Here is a 21,552-nt window from a genome sequence, read left to right as displayed (position 1 = left end):
GCTATTCAGTAAAACGCTACATAAGCTCACCAAACAACAGTCATAGGGCTATTTTACCATGGATTCCCCCACTACCGCACGTCCCGCGCATTGATTCATAAGAAAAACGCTATTTTTTGCTAATCCTACGCTCATTAGCGCTCACCTCCAGGCTAGTAGGCTAACGCCCCTAACTCGACCGCAACTTCTGGTATACTAAGAGGTAACAGTTGGAGGTGCGGTCATGAAATTTATTTCTTGGAATGTTAATGGGCTTCGAGCGATTGTCAAAAAGAACTTTATGGAAACATTTAAGTCGTTGGACGCTGACTTCTTCGGCGTGCAAGAGACTAAGCTGCAAGCGGGCCAGATTGACCTTGACTTGCCAGGCTACTATCAATACTGGAATTACGCCGAACGTAAGGGCTATTCTGGAACGGCGTTATTTACCAAACACAAGCCGTTAAACGTGATTTATGGTATCAATGCGCCTGATTTCGACCACGAGGGCCGGGCAATCACCTTGGAGTATCCTGATTTTTACGTGTTAACCTGCTACACGCCGAACTCGGGGAGTGGTCTGAAACGGCTGGACTTTCGCATGGGATGGGAAACCGCCTTTCTGGCCTTCATTCAGGAGCTTAACGCTAAGAAACCCGTGATCTTCTGCGGGGACCTCAACGTCGCCCACACTGAAATTGACCTCAAGAACCCCAAGACTAACCATAAGAACGCCGGGTTCACCGACGAGGAACGTGAGAAATTCAGCGCGCTACTCGCTGCGGGATATACCGACACCTTCCGTTATTTCAATCCGGATGCAACGGAACGCTACTCTTGGTGGAGCTACCGCTTCCATGCCAGAGACAACAACGCTGGCTGGCGCATCGACTATTTCGTCACGAGCCAACGCTTGCAAGATCACTTAAAAGACGCTAAAATATTAGACCAAATCATGGGCTCCGACCATTGTCCGGTCGAGCTCGATGTTGACGGGTTGACCGTCTAAACCATTTTGAAGGGATGATCATTTTTGAATTTCGTTGCCATGGACTTTGAAACAGCTAGCGGTAAGCGTTACAGCGCGTGTTCCCTAGCCCTCACCATCGTCCGTAACAGTCAAGTGGTCGATGAGTTTTACTCATTGATCAAACCTGACACTGATTTTTTCTGGCGGAATGTTCAAATTCACGGGATTCATGAACGAGATGTCGCCAATGCCCCAACCTTTCCGGAGTTGTGGGATCACGTTGCCCCCTTCTTCCAACGGGACCGGCTCGTCATTGCGCACAATGCGTCCTTTGATAACGGCGTCCTACGTAGCACCCTAGAGCACTATAATTTGCCAACGGCACGCTACTTAACCCTCGACACCGTCAAGACGAGTCGCAAGTTTTTCCCCGAATTTCCGAATCACAAATTAAATACCGTATGCGATGAACTAGGCATTGATCTTCATCATCACCATAACGCCCTCGATGACAGTCTGGCGTGTGCCAATATTCTGCTATACGAAGCCAATCACTTCGGTACACAACCGCTTAAAAACTTTGTTACCGTTAACGCTTAACTGTACCAAGGCCAAAAAGGCACGAAACCAAATTGAGGTTTCGTGCTTTTTGATTTCCCAACTCTTAAACAAAGGGTTGCAGCTGACCACTCTCGCTAATCGAGTCGGTAAACCATTTCCACTGCCTTGACCTGTTCGCCATCGTCATCAGTCACCATTTCGGGTGGTGTCGGCGTGCGCACAAATCCCATCTTTTCATACAATTTCACTGCCGCAACGTTTCGCGTTTGCACGATGAGGCCCACAGCTTGCAGACTGCTAGCCGTATCCGCCCAGTACAACGCCTCATCGACGAGTGCGGTGCCAATGCCCAAATGCCAGTAGGTCTTTTCCACTGCAATCCCTAATTCACCGACATTTCCCTGTGGGGTTGGCGAGATTGACAACACGCCTAGCAACTGGCGACCTAGACAGGCGACCAACAGCAAATGCTTGGAGCTCTGCTTGATTTGCTCAAGTTGTTCCGCCTCTTGTGCGGCGCTGATTGGATCATCCGCATCCGCTAAGCTAAACGTATCGCTTTCCTGCTGCAACCGCTCCAGTAGCGCCAGTAAGGCCACAGCATCTGCCGCACCCGGTAAACGAATGGTCACATCTTCACTCATGAGAAGCATCCTCCAAATGTTGAACGAGCTTTTCAAAGTGAGCGCCTTGGGGTTCGAAGCGGAGCGTGCGTTGATTCTCACCAGCAGCATCATCGCGTTTGAACACAATCCGCAGGTAGTTCGCTGGTAGTTCATCTGCGATAAAGGTCGACCACTCGACCACGTTGACCCCGTCGCCATTGAAGTATTCATCGAGGCCTAGCTCATCGCCACCGCCCTCTTCCAGGCGGTAAACGTCCATATGGTACAGCGGAATTCTTCCCCCCTGATATTCACGAATAATCGTAAACGTTGGACTCTTGACGTTGCGGGTAATCCCTAAGCCTTGCGCCAGTCCTTTGGTAAAGGTCGTCTTGCCAGCGCCAAGGTCGCCATCAAGCAAGATCACATCTCGCGGCTGAAGGCTCGGTGCTAGCCGTTGTCCCAGCGCCATCGTGGCTTCTGGACTCTTGACTGTTACTTCAAACATTGTCTCTTTCCCCTTTACTTCTAAATAATTAGTCTTAATTCACACATGGTTTAGTCAAAACTTGCCCTCACAAATAATACCCGGACTGCTAACAAATAGCAATCCGGGCACTTGATCATTGGTCTATCAGATAATTAATGATCTATCATTTAATTTAGTTTACAGACTGTGCCGCGGTAATAATGGCGACCTTGTAAACATCCTCTTCATTGCAGCCCCGTGACAGATCAGATACCGGTTTGTTGAGTCCCTGTAAGATTGGTCCAATCGCTTCAAACCCACCGAAGCGTTGTGCAATCTTATAGCCGATATTGCCAGATTGCAATTCTGGGAAGACAAAGACGTTAGCTTGGCCGGCAACCTTTGAATCTGGGGCTTTTTGAGCAGCCACACTTTGAACAAAGGCCGCATCAAATTGCAGTTCCCCATCAACGGCAAGCTCCGGTGCTGCCTCATGGGCTAACTTAGTGGCTTCTTGAACTTTGGTTACCATGTCACCCTTGGCTGAGCCTTTGGTCGAGAAGCTAAGTAAGGCGACCTTAGGATCAATATCAAAGATCTTAGCAGTCTGGGCGCTTTCAACGGCAACTTCGGCCATCCCCGCTGCGTCCAATTCAATATTAATCGCACAGTCGGCGAAGACGTAACGTTCATCGCCCTTTTGCATGATGAAGGCACCACTGATCCGCCGCACGCCGGGCTTCGTCTTAATGATTTGTAGCGCTGGCCGCACCGTATCACCGGTTGCGTGGATTGCGCCAGAGACCATCCCATCAGCCTGACCCATGTACACCATCATGGTCCCAATGTAGTTAGGATCTTCCAGCATCTTGGCCGCCTGTTCCGGCGTATTCTTACCCTTCCGCCGTTCAACGAGCGCATCCAACATCGCTTGATGTTGTTCTGCTGGCATCGTTGCTGGATCCAAGATAGTTAATGGTTCCAGATCAATCGCGTTATTAATCGCCGTTTTCTTAATGTCACTTTGTTTGCCTAAAACGATGGCGTGAATTAACCCATCGGCTGCTAAACGACTAGCTGCTCCCAGTACCCGTACGTCGGTACCTTCTGGGAAGACGATGGTTTTATTTTGTCCGTTGATCTTTTGTTTAAGACTATCAAAAAGTTCCATAAATGATGACCTCCATAAAATATCCCACGAATCAATTCTGTGCCTATGCTTGTTGGTTGGTTGTGGTGTCAGGTCCATCATCAACAGTCACGTGTTCTGGCAGCTGCCAATCGATGGGCGTTTCACCCAATGATGTTAATGCGATGTTGGTTTTTGAAAACGGCTTGGAACCGAAGAATCCGCGGTAAGCCGATAACGGGCTCGGATGCGGTGCCTGCAAGACAATGTTGGTCTTGGTATCGATCAACTTGATCTTTGAGCGAGCAGCAGCACCCCACAGAATGAAGACTACCGGCTCCGGTCGCTCCGACAACTTAGAAATCGCAACGTCCGTTAGACGCTCCCAACCGTGGCCCTGATGGGAAAAAGCTTTGCCATAGCGTACGGTCAACACGGAGTTCAATAGCAGAACACCTTGCTTGGCCCACTTTTCCAGATAGCCATGGCTCACTGGCTGAATCCCCAGATCGTCTTGCAATTCCTTGTAGATATTCTGTAACGACGGTGGCAGTGGTGTCCCCGGCAATACCGAGAAACTACACCCATGGGCTTGACCCGGATTGTGGTAAGGATCTTGGCCTAAGATGACCACCTTAACCTGACTAAACGGCGTCCATTCAAAAGCCGTAAAGATATGATACATATCCGGATAAATCTCGTAATGCTGGTACTCCGACACCAAGAAGCGGCGCAATTGTTGATAATAATCTTGCTCAAATTCCGGCTCTAAGACCGGCCACCAATCATTATGAATAAACGGTTTCATTCCCAACACCTCACGTTTTTATTCTATCATAACCAAGCTGCAAATGATATTGTCGAACGTAAACTGCAAAACATGTTAGAATGAAAATAATCATTAACTAAGCTCTGCTCAAATGACGAAAGCATTGGGTAATTAGTTAACATCGGCTGGTTTGGGTGTTACCCTACAACCATCATCTCTCATTGTAATGACTCACAAAATGTCCAAAGGAGGGGCTTCATGCGTAAACTGTATCTTAATCAAGCCGCCTTGTCGGCCAAAGCAACGACTGTCATTCGTGATGCCAATAACGACTCACGCTACCTCCTCGTGGGCAAATGGGGCTTACGTGCCGATGTCCTATCGGTCTATACGATCGACGGTGCACTAGAGGGCGAGATCAAACAAGAGACGCTGGGCCTTCTGCCTAAATTTCGCTTGATCTATCATCGCCAAACGGTGGGCCACGTCAGCAAGACCTTCGGCGTCATCCGCGAAGTCCTATTCGTCCGGGGGCTGAACTGGGTCATCATGGGGAATATTAATAGCGGCCACTTCAGCATCACCCATGGCCGAGAAAGCATTGCCAGCATTGATCGTGTGAGTCAGTCTGGCGGGGGCACCATCGAATTAACGGTCGATCAACCCGACCACGAGGCACTCGTGATTTGCTTAGCCTCCATCCTCGACCGCTGGGGTAAGAAATCCCAAGGGTCTGCGCTCACAGTACGACCGCTCTGGTCGCCTCACGCGCTGCCATCTAATGGGGTGACCCCCATCTCCAAAAAAGAATAAACAACCCAATGCGGCCGAGACAATTGTCCCGGCCGCATTTTCGTCTATTCTGCTGCTATTACCAATTTTTTATTGGCGGTTACATATTGCCCATTCGTCAGGACAAAGCGTGTCGTTTTACGGTAGTTCACAATCTTCTTAACCTTGAGTGCCTGCCCTTTGCGATAATGTTTAACCTTTCTCTTAAGGGCAACCTGACGATAACTATTAATTCCCTGTGCGTTGATCACCTTAATCTTAGCCTGGCGTTTTGCATAGTAGGCGGAGCTCACATAAGCCTTGTTGGCGGTAATATAGCCCGTCTTACCGGCCATCTTGCTATGATGATTGACGTCTCTGACCCGATAGCGGCGATGGCCATTCTTGGAGGTTGCGTAGCCGGTCACGACAAACATGGGCCGTTGTGTCCGGGACTGTTTAGCGTAGAAAAATTGGCGTGATTGTTTCGTAAACGTCTTCGTTCGATACAAGCCAATCTTTTTAGTCGCGTAAACCACGCCGTTAACGGGAACCACCGTCGCACCGTCACCGCCAGTCGCTAAATCTGGGGCGTAATGGAACGTCACGGTTTGAGCTGACTTGGAGAACGTCCCGGTCTTAGCCCCCTCGATCTTAGCGAGATGATAGCCATCAAAAGTAAGCTGTTCTGCAGTGTACGTGTCCCCTAACTGACCGGTCAACGTTCGATCACTTGTCAGCGTTTGTTGCTTGTCATCTACGTACCGAACACTCACGGGTGCCGCCGTGTTGTCTGGCGGTGTGACCACGGGTGGCTCGACGACTGGCGGCTCAATTGCCCGATCAACCGGCTCCCAGACGTATGTTTCAACCGCGCTGGGCTTATCTGCCTGATTATACTGCGCCGCCACGGCTGACCCGGTTGCGAATTTTTCACCCAGGGGATTCTGTGCCGTGCCATCCCCCACAGCCTGCCAAGAACCGGTGTACGTGTCATTAGCTTTAGGCGTCGTTAATCCCGTCGACGCGCCAAGAATGGTAGCGGGTCCCAGCGTCAACGTCGACAGTTCACTCGCATTAGTAAACATGTAAAATCCAGAAAAATTACTTGGTGGTGCAAATTTTGGCAAACGAATGGTTTGGACGCCGGCACCACCAAACGCGTACATCACGTTACTGAGACTTGCAAACGTCCCGGCTGCAAAGTCGAGTGTTGTTAGCGACTCATCGCCTCTAAACGTGGACATGAGACTCGTCACATTTCCCGTGTCCCAGTGACTCACATCGAGTTGCGTGAGTTGAGATAGACCGTAAAACATGAAGTCCATATTAGTCACCTTCGACGTATCAAAGTGACTGACGTCGAGTGACGTGGGGGAACCGTCAAAATCATTGACTAAGAACATGGTTTTCATCGTGGTTGTCTCACTGGTATCTAACTGCGCCAGGTTCTTGTAGGCGGTAACATTTCTCAGTTGTGCAAACAGTCCCGTCGCATCTTCGGGCGCCTTAACTGGCCCATCCAAGACCACGCTGGTAACCTGATCGGCGGCGGCCTGTGTGGTTGCGGCCGTGGGTGTTCCGCCTTGTGCCAGGACAATTTGAGTCGCTAGCTGGCCTGTATTCGCAATTAGATTGGTTGGCTCCCCTAATTGTCCAGCCCCCAAATGAAGGGTGCCATCGGCGGTCAATCGCCACGTGACGGTGCCATACCGTCCGGTGACAGGTGTTGCCTTGACTACGGCTGCTTGAGCCACCGATTGCGACCACGCTTCTGGTGAAACGATTTCACCGATTGGCTGGATCAGTCCTAAGGCCAGTCCCGCCAATAATAGACCTGCTGTTTTCTTCACGACGGTTCCCCCTCTCTAACGAATAGATAAACAACCCGCTTATTGCGTTATTGTAAATCATTTATTGTTTCAACCATTCTACCAATCACATGATAACACGATTGCTTGGTTATTCAAACAATTTTATCCGCTAAGATTACCTTTAACTGGTAACGAGAGATTAACCACTATAAGCGCTGATATATCAATCCATACAAATGTTCATCCGCTATATTTTATCTGAGACTACCTAAGCTGACACCATTTCAGCATACCGCCATCTCCTCATTCTTAGTTTCCATTTATCGTTACAGATTAAGTATTCGTGAGTATAGTCACATCCTGACCGTCCTCTCAACTAACAAAATTGTCCACTTTGATGACTAAAATTGGCGTAACTAAAAAAGTACCAGCCAAACCATCACCGGTCCAGCTGGTACTCCTCGATTAGTAACGCTTCATGACCCGCGCAATCTGCCGGTCCTGTTCGCGTCGTTTGATTGTTTCTCGCTTATCAAATTCTCGTTTTCCGTGCGCAACGCCAATGAGTACCTTAGCAAAACCATGCTTTAGGTAAACTTTGAGCGGAATCAGGGTCACCCCTTTATCCTGAGCTGCGATACCGAGCCGATGAATTTGTTTCTTGTGCAAGAGTAGTTTGCGATTCCGTAACGGATCGTGATTGAACCGGTTCCCTTGAATGTACTCGTTAATGTGTACATTCATTAACCACGCTTCATTATTCCGAACCTGAGCAAACCCGTCTTGCAAATTAATGCGCCGTTCCCGAATCGATTTAATCTCGGTTCCGGTCAACACTAGCCCCGCCTCAACGGTCTCGGTCACGAAATAATCGTGCCGGGCCTTGCGGTTCTGAGCCAATACGTTATCTGGCGTCTTCTTCGACTTCTTCTTAGCCAAGTGCTGTCACCTCGCTTAGTGCCGATCACCCTGTGAGTTACGGTGTTGGCCACCATTATTATTGTTCCGATGACCATTGCCATTGCTCCGCTGATTGGTTGATCGTTGATTCCCATTACGATGGTTACCATTGCGGTTACCACCGTGTTGATTACTATTATTGTTGTGGTTGTTATTCCGGCCATGGAAGTTGCCATTGCGGCCACCACGAGAACGGTGCTCACGCTTTGGCAGCAAGTCACTGACAGGCGCATCTTCAGGGTTCAAAAGATCAAAGTCAATTTCACTTTGTTCCTTATCCACATGCACAACTTTAACCCGAATCTGTTGACCAATCTTGTACGTCCGGCGCGTATTCCGACCAACTAAGGCCAGATACTTTTCAACGTATTCGTAGTAATCGTCTTGCATCCGGCTGATATGAATCAACCCTTCGATGGTATTTGGCAGTTCAACGAACATCCCAAATTTCATGACGGAACTAACGACGGCATCAAATTCTTCACCGACGTGGTCAGCCATGTATTCAGCCATCTTCATGTCGTTCGTATCCCGTTCAGCATCAATTGCCCGCCGTTCGGCTTCGGACGTATGCACACCAATTTCTTCCAAAATTGGAGCAAATTTTTCCTTGCTGGCGTCATTGATTCCGTGATCTTCATAGTAGTGGATCATCCGGTGAACCATCGTATCTGGATAACGACGAATTGGTGACGTGAAGTGCGTGTAGAATTCCGCACCCAATCCAAAGTGCCCCAAGGATTGATCTGCGTAACGCGCCTGCTTCAAGCTCCGCAACATCATCACAGATACCATGGCTTCTTCGGGCTTACCGGCAACCTGCTTTAAGATGCCTTGTAACATCTTAGGGCGTAAATGATTAGGATCACCCTTAACGTTGATCCCAAAGGCCGTCAAGAATTCGAAGAAACTCCGAACCCGGTCACCATCTGGCGTTTCGTGAACCCGGTATAAGAACGGTGCCTTAGCACGGAAATAATGTTCTGCCACCGTTTCGTTAGCTGCCAACATGAAGGATTCGATCATGCGTTCAGCTACCCCACGAGTCCGTAACTTAACATCGATAGCGTGACCTTTGTCATCCACGATGATTTCTGCTTCACGATCGTCAAAGTCAATGGCCCCACGACGCTTCCGTTGCTTAACCAAGATCTTGTGTAATTCGCCCATTTGTTCAAACATTGGGACGAGTTCCTTGTAACGATCCATCGTCACTTGATCCTGAGATTCCAGAATCTTGTTCACAGCCGTGTACGTCATCCGTGCCTTCGAACGCATCACGGAAGGATGAATCCGATGCTTAACGACGTGACCTTCAGGATTAATTTCCATGTCACAACTCATACATAACCGCAGTTCACCTTCGTTCAGCGAACAAATGCCGTTAGATAGGCGCCGTGGCAACATTGGAATTACCCGGTCAGTTAAATAGACACTGGTACCACGCTTGTAGGCTTCCTTATCCAGAATGGAATCTTCCTTAACGTAGTGGGAAACATCGGCAATGTGCACCCCTAAATGGTAATTCCCATTGTCCAGTTTCCAAACCGTAACGGCATCATCCAAGTCTTTAGAGGACTCGCCATCAATGGTCACCAAGTTCTGCTTCGTAATATCCTCACGGCCCTTTAGTTCTTCAGGTAACACGTGATCTGGAATCTCATCAGCTGCCTGCATGACTTCTTCAGGGAATTCTGATGGGATATTGTGTTGGTAGACGATTTGCAGGATATCAATTCCTGGATCATCGACACTCCCAATAACCTGTTTGGCAATCCCGACCATGGCATCTGGATGGGCATCGTTAGGGTATTCCGTAATCTCGGCCGTCACAACTTCACCTGGCGTTGGCTTCAACCCCACGTTAGTGACGTAGAACTTGTACTTCATGACCTTCTTATCAGTCAGACGTACTTGGCCTAAATAGCCGGCGTCATCATCCGTTTGTAAGAACTCACCGACAACTTGTTCATAGTGGTGTTCTACAATTTCGGTAACCTTACCTTCGGGACCCTTACCGTTCCGGGGATCACCCGCACGAACGATTTCAATCTTAACCGTATCACCGTTCAAAGCCCGCAACGTGTTGTTGGGTGCAATGTAGGCATCCGGTTCGACCTTATTTTCATCATAAGCGACAAAACCAAAGCCCTTGTCGTTACCATGAAAGATCCCCGTCAGAGTTTGCTGACTTGGATCGAGCCGAAAATGGCCGCGTTCGGTTACTTGAACTAAGCCGTCCCGTTCCAGTTGCGCTAGCTCTTGAACAATTAGCTTAAAAGCTGCAGAGCCGTGGTAATGCAACGCATCTGAAATATCTTCTACTGTGTAGTCCTGGTCCGAGTGAGCTCGGAAGAACGCTGTTAAATCACTCTTTAAATTATCTTGCACTATCGATTCCTCGTTATTTTTAAAAGATTGTGTGTAAATACGTCAATATATCCGCCTCTAGGGCGTGGTGCGCTGAGTTGACCGTTAACACGTGGTCAGCACCAGCATACTCGTGAAAATCCACTTTTTGACTAGAATAGGCCTCAGCCAACCACTGGCCAGAGCGTGGATCAATCATCTGATCGGCATCCCCCTGCGCAATGAACACTGGCTGCTTCACCTGATCCAGATGAGTCGCCGTGGTATCGGCAAAAGCTTGAATTGCTGTCAATTGTGCGGAGAGATGTTCCTGAATCCATACCATTCGATTCGCGATGTCAGGGGCGTCTAACTGTTGCTGTTGATAAGCCGCCCGGGCCATCTTAATAAATGCTGTCGGCACATTCGTCTGCCCGCGAAAGACGACGGGAGACGCGATCGTGCCCCCACCCAGCAACTGGGGATCAGTCTGTAACGCTCGCGTGGCAAATAACCCACCGAGTGACAGTCCAAAAATCGCAATTTGCTGGTAACCGTGGTGCCGCAGAGTCGCAATGGCATCACGAGTATCTTGCCACCATTTCTGTGGCGACCCGTCGCGTAAAATATCGGCAGGATCGCCCGTTGCATGCCCGGTAAAAATCGGCGCAAGCACCGTGTAATTTTCGCTTTCTAGCCGTCGTGCTAGCAAGCGCATATCGTTAGAACTACCCGAATAGGCGTGCAGTAAAATAACTGCATGAGGCCCCTGCTCAAAGAAGAGCGGGGTTGGTTTTCGAATCATGTAAAACCACCACTTTCCGCTATTGCTGAGATAGTCTCCGTGAACGTCGTGAGAACTCACGATTCAAGGCATCACACCTTAGGCTGGTTCTCAGCCCTCACTAGCTGTAAAAAAGCCTCCTGTACCAGTTACAAACAGGAGGCTCAAATCTCTAGTGTGAAGATAGATAAACTAAAGCCAATGCCAGTCCAAAGAAGATGGCTCCTAAGACAACCGTAACTTTCTGCATGAAAGCTTCAAATCCCCGTGGCTTAGACTTGGCAAACAAGTCATCCGCACCACCGGATAAAGCAGACAAAGCATCATTGGTCTTAGCAGGCTGCATCATTACCGCGATAATGATCAAAACACTGACAATTAAAATACAAGTCATTAAAAAATTATACACAAATTTGCCTCCTACCTATCGAATAGGTCTAATAGGTCTAACTATACTCTTCCTAATTTATCATAGTCGGGGCTGTTTTACCAGTCCCGCGCTCACTTAATCCAGCAAGCGATGCGGGGAATTATTCAGCTGAGCCAGCCGCTGACGGACATAAGCCCGGTTGTGACGGTACGTGAAAAGAATTAGGGTATCGCCAGATTTAATGATCGTATCACCGTTAGGGATCACCTCACGCTCGCCCCGACGAACCGCCACTAGAAGTGAGCCATCCGGCCAAGTCAAATCCCGCACCTGCTGACTGTCGAAGCCGGAATTTTCTCCCACCGGATACTCGACCCGATCAGCCACGCCCTCACGATTGGCCTCCGCTGGCTTCACTAGTTGTCGTAGCATTGCCTCGTAAATCGGCGCGCCGCCCAAAACATCAACCGTAATGTAGGCGACAATGGCGACCACCGCTAATGGCATCAAGTGATGTAACGTTCCCACCATCTCAGTAATCAACAGGATCGCGGTAAACGGGGCTTTAGAAATCCCCGCAAAGTAGCCCGCCATGGCATAAATGATGAAGTTAGCCACGAAGATTGACGGGAGCCACCCTAGCAATACAAAAGCCCGGGCCCCAATTGCGCCCAGTAACGCACCCAACGCCAGAATTGGGAGGAAAATCCCCCCGGGGAGGCCTGCCCCGTAACTAATCGTTGAGAAGCAAAACCGCAGGACGAAGTAGCCGATTAAAGGCAATAACAACGGTGTATTTTTGGCGAAGGTCACAATCATCTGATTACCGCCACCCAAGGCGATCGGCCACATCAACCCAATTGGAATGACTAGTAGAAATGGAACCACACCATCTAAATGTCGTGGCAGCCATTTGAGACGCGCATACCAATTGCCTACGCGTAAGGTCACCCACTGATAGCCGTAGCCCAGCAAGCCTAAGCCAATCCCTAACACTAACAGCAGTCCATAATACTTTAAGGGCAACGCTTGTTGGTAATTAATATGTAATACGGGCGTCAGACCAAAAATGCCATTTGAGACAAAATTTGCGACGACCGCGCTGGTCAAGGCCGTTAACCATACCAACGTTGAAAAACTATGATAGACTTCTTCCAAAATAAATAGTGTTGAGGCAATCGGCGCATTGAAAGCTGCCGAGAGCCCAGCCGCCGCACCACCAGCAATCACCAGCCGTCGTTGGGTGCCAGAAAATCCCAATCGGTAGGCAATTCCTTGCGCCACGGTACCTCCGAGTTGAATTGACGGTCCCTCACGCCCCAGAAATAATCCTGAGCCGATCCCCAACACACCACTGACAAACTTTTTCCAAAGGACGGGCCACCACGCATAGTCCAATTCTCCAGCAAGCTGGCCCTCAATTTGTGGAATTCCTGATCCCTTAATCATCGGCGTTTGTTTTACCCAGTGGCCAATGAGGACAGCCAGTGCAATCAATAGTAACGCCCACAGGATCAACCACAGTGGGTGGTGGCCCAGCCAGCCATAGATTCCCTGAACCAAAATCAGCATGTGCTCGATCAATAGCCGAAAGACACTGACGACCGCACCGGCAAATAATCCAACAATTGCCCCCAAGAAGATGGCTTTTAGGCGCGTTAAATCCGGTTGAATTGGTCGTCTCTCATGCATATTTTAATTCCTCCATTTTTTATCGTTCAAGCATTAGTTTATCACAGTTTGTAGCTAAATTAGTGCCTGAAACGATGAAATCGAAGAACTCCGGTTCCTGTAAGCGCCATCACACCTAGAATTCGTAACCACGTTGGCTGTTCCCCGGTTTGCGGTAACTTCCTTGCTGATGTCGCCGCTTGTAGCACCCCAATCGCCTGCGATCGCTTTCTGCTGACTCGGGGCTTAAGCGGTCGTTTCTGCCGGTTAGGCGTTGAAGTGACCGGTTCTTCTCCAATGACGGTTACGGGATGTTCCGCCAACTCTGACACGTGATCCAATTCGTGGGTCGGATATGGCATCTGTGGTTTGGGCACAGCTAACGGCTGGGGCTCAACGGGAACAACCAGTTCGGGACGGCGCGATGGCACCCCACTAGGCCTGATTGGTCGGGGACGGGGGACTTGCGGCTTAGGCTCGTTTCCCGGTGTCTTATTCGGTTGCTGATTGTCTCCGTTATCTGGTTTATTTGTTCCCTGATCCGGGTGCTTGCCTTCATCAGTTGGCGGCACTGGCGTTAGCGGCTTGGTCTCGTCTGGTTTCGGGACAATCGTTGTTGTGCCACCATTTGTGCCGGACTGATCCGGTGCTACCGGCTCAACGGCAATCTCCCAAACATCGGGTCTACTAGTAATCGCCATTCGCTGCGTATCACTCGGATTCTTCAAACAATAGCCGGCAGGGGCTTTCATATTCATCCGACCACCTTGACTAAATTTCCCTGATGACCGCTGTTCCCCCACCTGTTTTCTCTGCGCATCAACGTATTTAATCGTCACCTGCGCCGACTGTTTACTGCGATCATACTTCCAAGTAACCGATTCTTGGCCTGGTATGGCATAGTGGCTCACTGATCCCCAGTATGAATTTAACTTAGGATTTTTGGTCAGTTCCTCACCGGCCTTAACGACTTGTTTCCTAGTCGCAAATACCCACGACGTAGGCTCAGTCTCACCGTCATCAATTGCCTAGATCATATCAGTAATCTCAACCGTAAATGGCTTACCGTCATCGGCGCGTCCACTAATCCCACCGCTGCCAATGAGTAGTCCCCCAATAAATAAACTTACCATCACCCCGTGGTGCCACTTCAATATCATCATCACATGCCCCCTTATACTGCTTAACTCCGTAAAAAGAGGACGGTTGTTTTAATCTCACATAAAAAAACGGCCTTCACCCAGCGAATGGGTAAAGGTCGTCTCTAATTTAAACTTTTGAATTACTTGTTAACGATGGCCAAACGTGCGTCTTCGTCCAAGTTGTAGAAGGAGTGAATCCCCTTGTATTCGGAAGTCTTACCTAATTGGTCTTCGATCCGCATTAATTGGTTGTACTTAGCGATCCGTTCGCCACGGCTCATAGAACCAGTCTTGATTTGACCAGCGTTCAAAGCAACAACTAAGTCGGCGATAGTCGTATCTTCAGTTTCACCAGAACGGTGAGAGATAACGGCCGTGTAGCCAGCTTGCTTAGCCATTTCAACGGCTTCAACAGTTTCAGTCAAAGTCCCGATTTGGTTCAGCTTGATCAGGATAGAGTTACCAACACCCATCTTGATCCCCTTAGCCAAGTAGTCCGTGTTCGTAACGAATAAGTCGTCACCAACGATTTGGACCTTCTTGCCTAAGCGCTTAGTAGCCATTTGCCAGTCTTCCCATTCGTTTTCATCCAAAGGATCTTCGATGGAAACAACTGGGTACTTGTCAACGATACCTTCAAGTAAGGTAACGAATTCTTCAGCAGTGTATTCCTTACCGTCACCCTTAAGTTCGTACTTCTTGGTGTCAGCATTGTAGAATTCTGATGAGGCACAGTCAAAGGCGATAGCAACGTCCTTACCAGGTACGTAGCCGGCGTTCTTGATAGCTTCAACTAAGATTTCGAATGGTTCTTCGTTGTTCTTCAAGTCAGGTGCAAAACCACCTTCGTCACCAACGGCCGTTGAGTAGCCCTTTTCGTTCAACAAGTTCTTCAAGTTGTGGAATGTTTCGGAACCCATCCGGATAGCTTCCTTAACAGTCTTGGCACCAACAGGCATGATCATGAATTCTTGGAAATCAACCTTGTTGTTAGCGTGCTTCCCACCGTTGATAACGTTCATCATTGGCGTAGGCAATACGTGACCATTGAACCCGCCTAAGTAGTTGTACAGAGGTTGGCCTAATTCGTCAGCAGCAGCACGGGCAGCAGCTAAAGAAACACCTAAGATGGCGTTAGCACCTAACTTACCCTTGTTTGGCGTACCATCCAAGTCGATCATAGCTTGGTCAATGGCACGTTGATCAGTGACATCGTAACCAACGATTTCCTTGGCAATCAGGTTGTTAACGTTGTCAACGGCCTTAGTAACACCCTTACCCATGAAACGACTCTTGTCGCCATCACGAAGTTCAACGGCTTCGTGTTCACCAGTTGAGGCACCAGAAGGAACGATCCCCCGGCCCATAGCACCGGCTTCAGTGTAGAGTTCAACTTCAACAGTTGGGTTACCACGAGAATCTAAGACTTCGCGTGCGTAAATATCAGAAATAATAGACATTTTTTTGTATTCTCTCCTTATGAAAGTTTGGCTTCACGGGAACAAGACAACCATCCCATGTATTATTCTATAAGTTTAACTTTGAACTTTCAATCACAATTTTACCGTTTTACAAATTTTGGTAGTTTGCGAGTTGGATAAATGAGTGCTCATCGAGGCTGGAACCCCCGGCCAGTACACCATCTACGTTATCCCGCTTCATTAAACCTGCAATATTATCAGGTTTAACACTTCCGCCATATAAAACCCGAACCCCGTTGGCCACTTCATCCGAATAGATGTCGGCCAGGGTTTGGCGAATCAGGTAACAGCCCTCTTCCGCCTGATCGGATGACGCTGAAGTCCCACTGCCAATGGCCCAGCTAGGCTCATAGGCAACCACGATCTTAGCGGCATCTTCGAGACTCACGCCCTTAAGCGCGGCAGAAACCTGGTTAACGACCCAATGGATCTTTTCGCCAGATTCGCGACGACCCATCGTTTCGTCACAACACACAATCGGCGTCATGCCATTACGTAAGACGGCCAGAACTTTACGGTTGATCACGTCATCCGTCTCGTTAAAGTAACGCCGACGTTCTGAGTGACCCACGATCGTATAAGGAATGCCCATCTCGTGCAATGCCTTAGGACTCGTCTCACCGGTATAGGCGCCTTCGTCCTCGTAATAACACGTCTCCGCTGCGACTCGTAGCACTTGGTCACGATTAGCGTCTAACATGGTTTGTAAGAACAGTGCTGGCGCCGCAATTGCCGTTTCCACGACATCCGCAGCCGGTAGCTTGCCCTGAACAGCTTCAATGAAACTGCGCGCTTCTGTGACTGACTTGTTCATTTTCCAGTTACCTGCAATCAGGGGTATCCGCAACCTAATCCACCCTTTCTTAAAATAAATTGACTACGCTCATCATCTTACCGAACTCACTGCTAATTAGCCAGTGAAGTGTCTCCAAAATCAGCGGTCGTCACAATAAAAAGCCATGATGACTGGCACCACGGCTTTTTAAAAATTTACTTGTCAGAAATTGCCGCAATTCCTGGTAATGTCTTACCTTCAAGGTATTCCAGAGAAGCGCCACCACCAGTAGAAATGTGGGACAACTTGTCAGCAACACCGAGTTGTTGAACAGCAGCAGTGGAGTCCCCACCACCAACGATGGTCTTGGCTTCGGTCAAAGTTCCTAAGAACTTACCAATTTCCAAGGTACCTTCTGCATAATTACTCATTTCGAAGACACCCATTGGCCCGTTCCAAACCACCGTCTTAGCTGACTTCAAAACATCTTCGAATTCAGCAACAGACTTAGGTCCAATATCTAAGGCCATGTAGCCGTCAGGAATGTCACCTTCAACCGTCTTGTGAGCAGCATCGTTGTCAAACTTTTCAGCAACAACGGAATCCGTAGGCAGAACCAGCTTGTCGCCAGCCTTGTCCAAGATTTCCTTAGCTAAGTCAATCTTGTCCTTTTCAACCAGAGAGTTCCCAATCTTCATGCCCTTAGCGGCGTAGAACGTGTAAGTCATCCCACCACCGATGAGGATCTTGTCAGCCTTAGCTAACAAGTTGTCGATTACGCCGATCTTATCAGAAACCTTAGCACCACCTAAGATGGCAACAAATGGGTGTTCTGGATTATCAACGGCGCCACCGATAAACTTGATTTCCTTTTCCATCAAGAAACCAGCAGCCGTTTGGCCCATGTTAGATGCGATACCCACGTTGGATGCGTGTGAACGGTGAGCCGTCCCAAAGGCATCGTTAACGAAGACATCACCAAGTGAAGCCCAGTACTTGCCCAATTCAGGGTCGTTACCGGATTCACGCTTAACGTATTCGCCATCCTTAACATCTTCGTAACGGGTGTTTTCCATAACCAAAACATCACCGTCGCTCAGACCATCAATGGCATCTTCAAGCTGCTTACCTTCAGTCGTTGGGACGAAAGTAACTGGCTTGTTTAACAAGTTTGAGAGCCGTTCAGCAACCGGACGCATGGACAGACCTGGCTTGTCTTCTTCCTTCTTGATCCGACCTAAGTGGGATAAGAGGATGGCCTTGCCACCGTGTTCACTGACGTACTTAATCGTTGGTAAAGCTGCAACGATCCGGTTATCGTTACCGATCACGCCGTCTTTGATTGGGACGTTAAAATCGACCCGCATTAGGACTTTTTTGCCCTTTAAATCTAAATCAGAAACTGTTAATTTAGCCAATTTAGAGAACCCTCCTTGATTGCTTATCAAAATAAAAGATTACTTTCACAATATACAGCACTTATCCTGAGATTTCAAAGGACTTGTGTTAATTTATAAAACTAATGAAAAACGCGTCGGAGAATGCCCTCCTCCGCCGCGTTTGATTCATTAACTGTTCATTTTAAACCGACTTGCGCCGCCAGCTAATTAAAGCGTAGCGAAGTGCAATAAGGTACGAACCATGTTGCAAGTGAAGCCCCATTCGTTGTCGTACCAAGCAACAGTCTTAACTAATTGAGTGTCGCCGGCAGTCGTAACTTCCGTTTGAGTTGGGTCAAATACGGAACCATGGTTGTCATCGATGATATCAGTAGAAACAATTTCGTCACCGTTGTAACCAAAGGCATCGTTACCTTCAGTGTGCTTCTTGATTGCTTCGTTGATTTCGTCAGCAGTAACCTTCTTGTCCAGAACAGTAACTAATTCAGTCAAAGAACCGTCAACAACACCAACACGTTGTGCATGGCCTTGTAACTTACCGTTCAAGTCAGGGATAACCAAACCGATAGCCTTAGCAGCACCAGTAGAGTGAGGAATGGTGTTGATGCTTGCGGTACGGTTGTTACGCATCTTCTTGCCACGAGGGCCGTCTAAGATCATTTGCGTAGAAGTGAAGGCGTGGATCGTCGTCATAGTCCCAGCCTTAATGCCAAATTCTTCGTTTAAGAAGTATGCCATTGGGGCCAAGCAGTTGGTCGTGCAAGAACCAGCAGAAACGATAACGTCATCCTTGCTCAATACGTCCAAGTTAACGCCTGGAACAACAGTCGTAACAGGGCCAGCAGGAGCAGAGATCAGAACACGCTTAACACCTGCGTCAAGGTGAGCTTGTGACTTTTCTTTTGAAGTGTAGAAACCGGTACATTCAAGGACGAAGTCAACACCGTCGTTCTTAACCCAAGGAATATCTTGAGCCTTTGGTTCAGCATATACAGGGTATTCCTTACCATCAACCACGATACCCTTTTCCGTTGATGAAACTTCACCAGGGAAACGGCCATGAGTTGAATCATACTTCAACAAGTAAGCTAACATTGAAGGTGTCGTCAAATCGTTGATGGCAACAACTTCGATGTCACTTGAGTGGAGTTCGTGAATCCGCTTGAAAGCCAAACGGCCGATACGTCCGAAACCATTAATACCAATCTTTACAGTCATACTGTGATTTCCTCCTTCAGGAAGCAAATAAAGAATAATTTTTTTAAAAAGCAGTACGTGTTAAGTGTATCACTTTTTTAAAACAAAGTCAGCAGCTCCTTCATCGGTTATTAACCAAGTTGAAGCTGGCGCTAAATGCATGTAAGCCGCGATGGCAGCGCCCTTTTCGGCACCACCGGCAACCGCAACCACCAATTCTTTAGCGGCTAAGTCAGCAATTTCCACCCCGATTCGGGGGAACTTACTAACCACGTGGCCCTCGGCGTCAAAGAAATAGCCAAAGGCTTCACCCACCGCGTGAGCTGCCGTTAAATCGGCTATCACGTGGGGCGCCATGTTACGGCGTTGTGCCATCACAAAGGCTTGACCAATGCCGTGAATCACCACATTACTCTGGGCAATCAATTGTAGAACTTCATGAATCGCTGGCTCTGCAAATAGCGGCTTGTAAGTGGCTGTGGTCAGCTGTTCAGGCACAAACAAGGAACGAAATTGACCGTTCGTCTGCTGGGCCATCTGTGCACTGACCGCGTTAGCCTGAATAGCTGGTGACTCACCAACGCCACCACGGGCAGGAACAAACAACAACTGCCGGTTCACCGACAACGCTGGTGTCAGCGCCGCGGCAACGGTGGCCATCGTATGACCGCCCATGACCGCAACGATACTCTTTCCCACCGGCAATTGATCCGCCAAAACTTGACGGGCCGCTTGCGCCATGGCCAATAGTGACCCAGTCGGTGCGGTACTATCACCAGGAACAATCGTACAGTGGGCAATGTGGAGTTTATCCGCTAGCAGCTGCTCACGCTGTTGCCACCCCGATAAATCATTCATCACCGGGGTCAAACCACGCAAGAGCTGTTGGCCGGCCCCCGTAATCTGCATGCCCTTCACCGACATCCGAATGAAGCCTAATTCGGCTAACGCGTCCGTGGTAGTCCGAATCGTCCGCTCGGAAGAATTGAGATTGGCTGCCAACGTCCGCCGACCAACCGGTTGCGTACTGGCAATACCTTGTAAAACGCGAAACCGGCTGGTTAATTTCGTCACCATTTGAGGCATGATTGCTTCAACCCATTGCCAATCTTCACGCATTCAACTTACCTCCTAGTGGGACGGTTAACGACCAGCGGTGGCTGATAAACGCCCACCCTGGTCAAAAAAATTCGGGTCAACCAGAGCTAACCTTACGTTTGTAAGTATAAGCCCCCAACTATAACTTTGCAAGCCAACACTCCCGTAGATTTGGGAGACATTTGCCACTAAAAATAAAAATATTTAAACGACCCCTTGAATTTATATTCAGCTTCGGTTATAGTAGTTAGGTGCTCAAAAAGCACAACGCATATTGCGCCCGTAGTGTAATGGATCGCACGTAAGATTCCGGTTCTTGAAATGGGGGTTCGATTCCCTCCGGGCGCATGAATGGCAAAGCGACTAGGTCTCATTCCTCGTGAATTGGGACCTTTTTTGTGTTCCATTTTAACGTATGCCAAAGGGGGCCGGAGACATTTGTCTCTGACCCCCTAATTTTACTTCATGACGTAATTGATGCGATCCCACCGTTTGCGTAACGGTATGGCAATTAACGGCGCCACTAAAACGTCCAAAATCAATTCCGGAACAGCATTAGTGATCAACGAAACCATGAGAACGTACCCTAACGTTTGATTCCCCTTGGCCCCGAAGGCCGTCGCCACGGCTGGTGTTTGATAGAAGAAAAAGACCAGCCCTAGCACCAAAACCGTATTGATTAATGCGGCAACACCCGCGGCAACACTCATCGATCGGCGCATGGACCATTGACGTTGCCGGCCCCACAGATAGACGAGACCAGCGCCTAAGCCCATTAGTAATCGCGGAACGACCGAGACTAACGGGTTTGTAAATACCAGTGGTGCCACTGGACTTGAGGGCCAAGTAAACGCCCGCACGAAGGTGATCAGCCCCCAGAAGCCACCGATCAGCATGCCATCCTTCGGTCCCAAGGCTGTTCCCGCTACAATGACCGTCAGCCCAATTAGGGTCATGCTAAACGGTCCCAACGGAATGTAGCCTAAAAACGGTAAAATATTCTGTAGCAATACAATTGCCATTAATAACGCATCCACCACGAGGCGGAATGTTTTATGTCGCGTCATTTTTTCCTCCACTGAACAGTTAATGCCGATATTATAGCATGATTTTTCATCAGGTGGAAAACCCTCAGCTCCTTACCTCGATATTTTCTATCAAATGTCGCCCTCCCCGATTCTCAGGACTGCTAATATTTTCTCACCAGAAACTAACTTGTATTTTTATCCAAAATCCGTTATAGTAGTTAAGGTGTTGT

21 protein-coding genes and 1 tRNA gene are annotated in these 21,552 nt (G+C 48.7%); 4 read left to right on the top strand and 18 right to left on the bottom strand.

Annotated features, from left to right (window positions below):
- Positions 1-223 precede the first annotated feature (223 nt).
- Positions 224-988 (top strand): exodeoxyribonuclease III, encoded by a 765-nt coding sequence (locus HF569_RS09620; RefSeq protein WP_168902265.1) that lies wholly within the window; start codon positions 224-226, stop codon positions 986-988.
- A 24-nt stretch (positions 989-1,012) separates the two neighbouring features.
- Positions 1,013-1,549 carry a 3'-5' exonuclease gene (locus HF569_RS09615; RefSeq protein ID WP_168902264.1) on the top strand — a complete coding sequence of 179 codons (537 nt, stop codon included), beginning with the start codon at positions 1,013-1,015 and terminating at the stop codon, positions 1,547-1,549.
- Between the two features lie 95 nt (positions 1,550-1,644).
- On the opposite strand, the gene HF569_RS09610 is transcribed toward HF569_RS09615, so the two are convergent.
- From HF569_RS09610 to HF569_RS09595, 4 genes are all read right to left on the bottom strand, one after another.
- Positions 1,645-2,154 (bottom strand): GNAT family N-acetyltransferase, encoded by a 510-nt coding sequence (locus tag HF569_RS09610; protein ID WP_168902263.1) that lies wholly within the window; start codon positions 2,152-2,154, stop codon positions 1,645-1,647.
- Positions 2,147-2,623: a tRNA (adenosine(37)-N6)-threonylcarbamoyltransferase complex ATPase subunit type 1 TsaE gene (gene tsaE / locus HF569_RS09605; RefSeq protein WP_168902262.1), complete on the bottom strand. Its 477-nt coding sequence runs from the start codon at positions 2,621-2,623 to the stop codon at positions 2,147-2,149. The genes HF569_RS09610 and tsaE overlap by 8 nt, the downstream gene beginning before the upstream one ends.
- A 154-nt stretch (positions 2,624-2,777) precedes the next feature.
- Complete coding sequence (gene pta / locus HF569_RS09600) at positions 2,778-3,755, bottom strand: phosphate acetyltransferase (protein WP_168902261.1); 978 nt, start codon at positions 3,753-3,755, stop codon at positions 2,778-2,780.
- A gap of 43 nt (positions 3,756-3,798) precedes the next feature.
- Positions 3,799-4,521 carry a uracil-DNA glycosylase gene (locus tag HF569_RS09595; protein WP_168849232.1) on the bottom strand — a complete coding sequence of 241 codons (723 nt, stop codon included), beginning with the start codon at positions 4,519-4,521 and terminating at the stop codon, positions 3,799-3,801.
- Between the two features lie 219 nt (positions 4,522-4,740).
- Between HF569_RS09595 and HF569_RS09590 the strand changes: the two genes are divergently transcribed.
- A complete protein-coding gene (locus HF569_RS09590; RefSeq protein ID WP_168902260.1) occupies positions 4,741-5,295 on the top strand; it encodes an LURP-one-related/scramblase family protein in 555 nt (184 codons plus the stop codon).
- Between the two features lie 44 nt (positions 5,296-5,339).
- Here HF569_RS09590 and HF569_RS09585 read toward each other — a convergent pair whose 3' ends face one another.
- The 13 genes from HF569_RS09585 to HF569_RS09530 form a co-directional block, all read right to left on the bottom strand.
- The gene (locus HF569_RS09585; protein ID WP_168902259.1) at positions 5,340-7,106 is read right to left on the bottom strand and encodes a DUF5776 domain-containing protein; all 1,767 of its coding nucleotides are present in this window, start codon (positions 7,104-7,106) and stop codon (positions 5,340-5,342) included.
- A gap of 426 nt (positions 7,107-7,532) precedes the next feature.
- Positions 7,533-8,006, bottom strand: a complete 474-nt coding sequence (gene smpB / locus HF569_RS09580) for an SsrA-binding protein SmpB (protein WP_168849229.1) — start codon at positions 8,004-8,006, stop codon at positions 7,533-7,535.
- Between the two features lie 15 nt (positions 8,007-8,021).
- Positions 8,022-10,418: a ribonuclease R gene (gene rnr / locus HF569_RS09575; RefSeq protein WP_168849228.1), complete on the bottom strand. Its 2,397-nt coding sequence runs from the start codon at positions 10,416-10,418 to the stop codon at positions 8,022-8,024.
- Between the two features lie 19 nt (positions 10,419-10,437).
- A complete protein-coding gene (locus HF569_RS09570) occupies positions 10,438-11,181 on the bottom strand; it encodes an alpha/beta hydrolase (protein ID WP_168849227.1) in 744 nt (247 codons plus the stop codon).
- Positions 11,182-11,332: 151 nt separating this feature from the next.
- A complete protein-coding gene (gene secG, locus HF569_RS09565; protein ID WP_168849226.1) occupies positions 11,333-11,569 on the bottom strand; it encodes a preprotein translocase subunit SecG in 237 nt (78 codons plus the stop codon).
- A 96-nt stretch (positions 11,570-11,665) separates the two neighbouring features.
- Positions 11,666-13,222, bottom strand: a complete 1,557-nt coding sequence (locus tag HF569_RS09560) for a ClC family H(+)/Cl(-) exchange transporter (protein ID WP_168902258.1) — start codon at positions 13,220-13,222, stop codon at positions 11,666-11,668.
- Positions 13,223-13,281: 59 nt separating this feature from the next.
- The gene (locus HF569_RS12605) at positions 13,282-14,112 is read right to left on the bottom strand and encodes an LPXTG cell wall anchor domain-containing protein (protein WP_168902257.1); all 831 of its coding nucleotides are present in this window, start codon (positions 14,110-14,112) and stop codon (positions 13,282-13,284) included.
- Between the two features lie 117 nt (positions 14,113-14,229).
- Positions 14,230-14,364 (bottom strand): hypothetical protein, encoded by a 135-nt coding sequence (locus tag HF569_RS12530; protein WP_269801561.1) that lies wholly within the window; start codon positions 14,362-14,364, stop codon positions 14,230-14,232.
- A gap of 119 nt (positions 14,365-14,483) precedes the next feature.
- Positions 14,484-15,803 carry a phosphopyruvate hydratase gene (gene eno / locus HF569_RS09550; protein WP_168849223.1) on the bottom strand — a complete coding sequence of 440 codons (1,320 nt, stop codon included), beginning with the start codon at positions 15,801-15,803 and terminating at the stop codon, positions 14,484-14,486.
- A gap of 109 nt (positions 15,804-15,912) precedes the next feature.
- Positions 15,913-16,671 carry a triose-phosphate isomerase gene (tpiA, locus tag HF569_RS09545; protein ID WP_168849222.1) on the bottom strand — a complete coding sequence of 253 codons (759 nt, stop codon included), beginning with the start codon at positions 16,669-16,671 and terminating at the stop codon, positions 15,913-15,915.
- Positions 16,672-16,814: 143 nt separating this feature from the next.
- Entirely contained in the window at positions 16,815-18,017 is a 1,203-nt protein-coding gene (locus HF569_RS09540; RefSeq protein WP_168849221.1) for a phosphoglycerate kinase, read from the bottom strand.
- A gap of 189 nt (positions 18,018-18,206) precedes the next feature.
- Positions 18,207-19,217 carry a type I glyceraldehyde-3-phosphate dehydrogenase gene (gap, locus tag HF569_RS09535; protein ID WP_168902256.1) on the bottom strand — a complete coding sequence of 337 codons (1,011 nt, stop codon included), beginning with the start codon at positions 19,215-19,217 and terminating at the stop codon, positions 18,207-18,209.
- 69 nt (positions 19,218-19,286) lie between these two features.
- A complete protein-coding gene (locus tag HF569_RS09530; protein WP_168902255.1) occupies positions 19,287-20,315 on the bottom strand; it encodes a sugar-binding transcriptional regulator in 1,029 nt (342 codons plus the stop codon).
- 255 nt (positions 20,316-20,570) lie between these two features.
- Between HF569_RS09530 and HF569_RS09525 the strand changes: the two genes are divergently transcribed.
- A tRNA-Arg gene (locus tag HF569_RS09525) sits at positions 20,571-20,642 on the top strand.
- A 110-nt stretch (positions 20,643-20,752) separates the two neighbouring features.
- Here HF569_RS09525 and HF569_RS09520 read toward each other — a convergent pair.
- A complete protein-coding gene (locus HF569_RS09520; protein ID WP_168902254.1) occupies positions 20,753-21,361 on the bottom strand; it encodes an ECF transporter S component in 609 nt (202 codons plus the stop codon).
- Positions 21,362-21,552: the final 191 nt, after the last annotated feature.

This window comes from Levilactobacillus tujiorum, from assembly GCF_012641185.1.
GTDB classification, from domain to species: domain Bacteria; phylum Bacillota; class Bacilli; order Lactobacillales; family Lactobacillaceae; genus Levilactobacillus; species Levilactobacillus tujiorum.
Note: the sequence above shows the minus strand (reverse complement) of the source record. Positions and strands in the feature narration are given on the sequence as shown.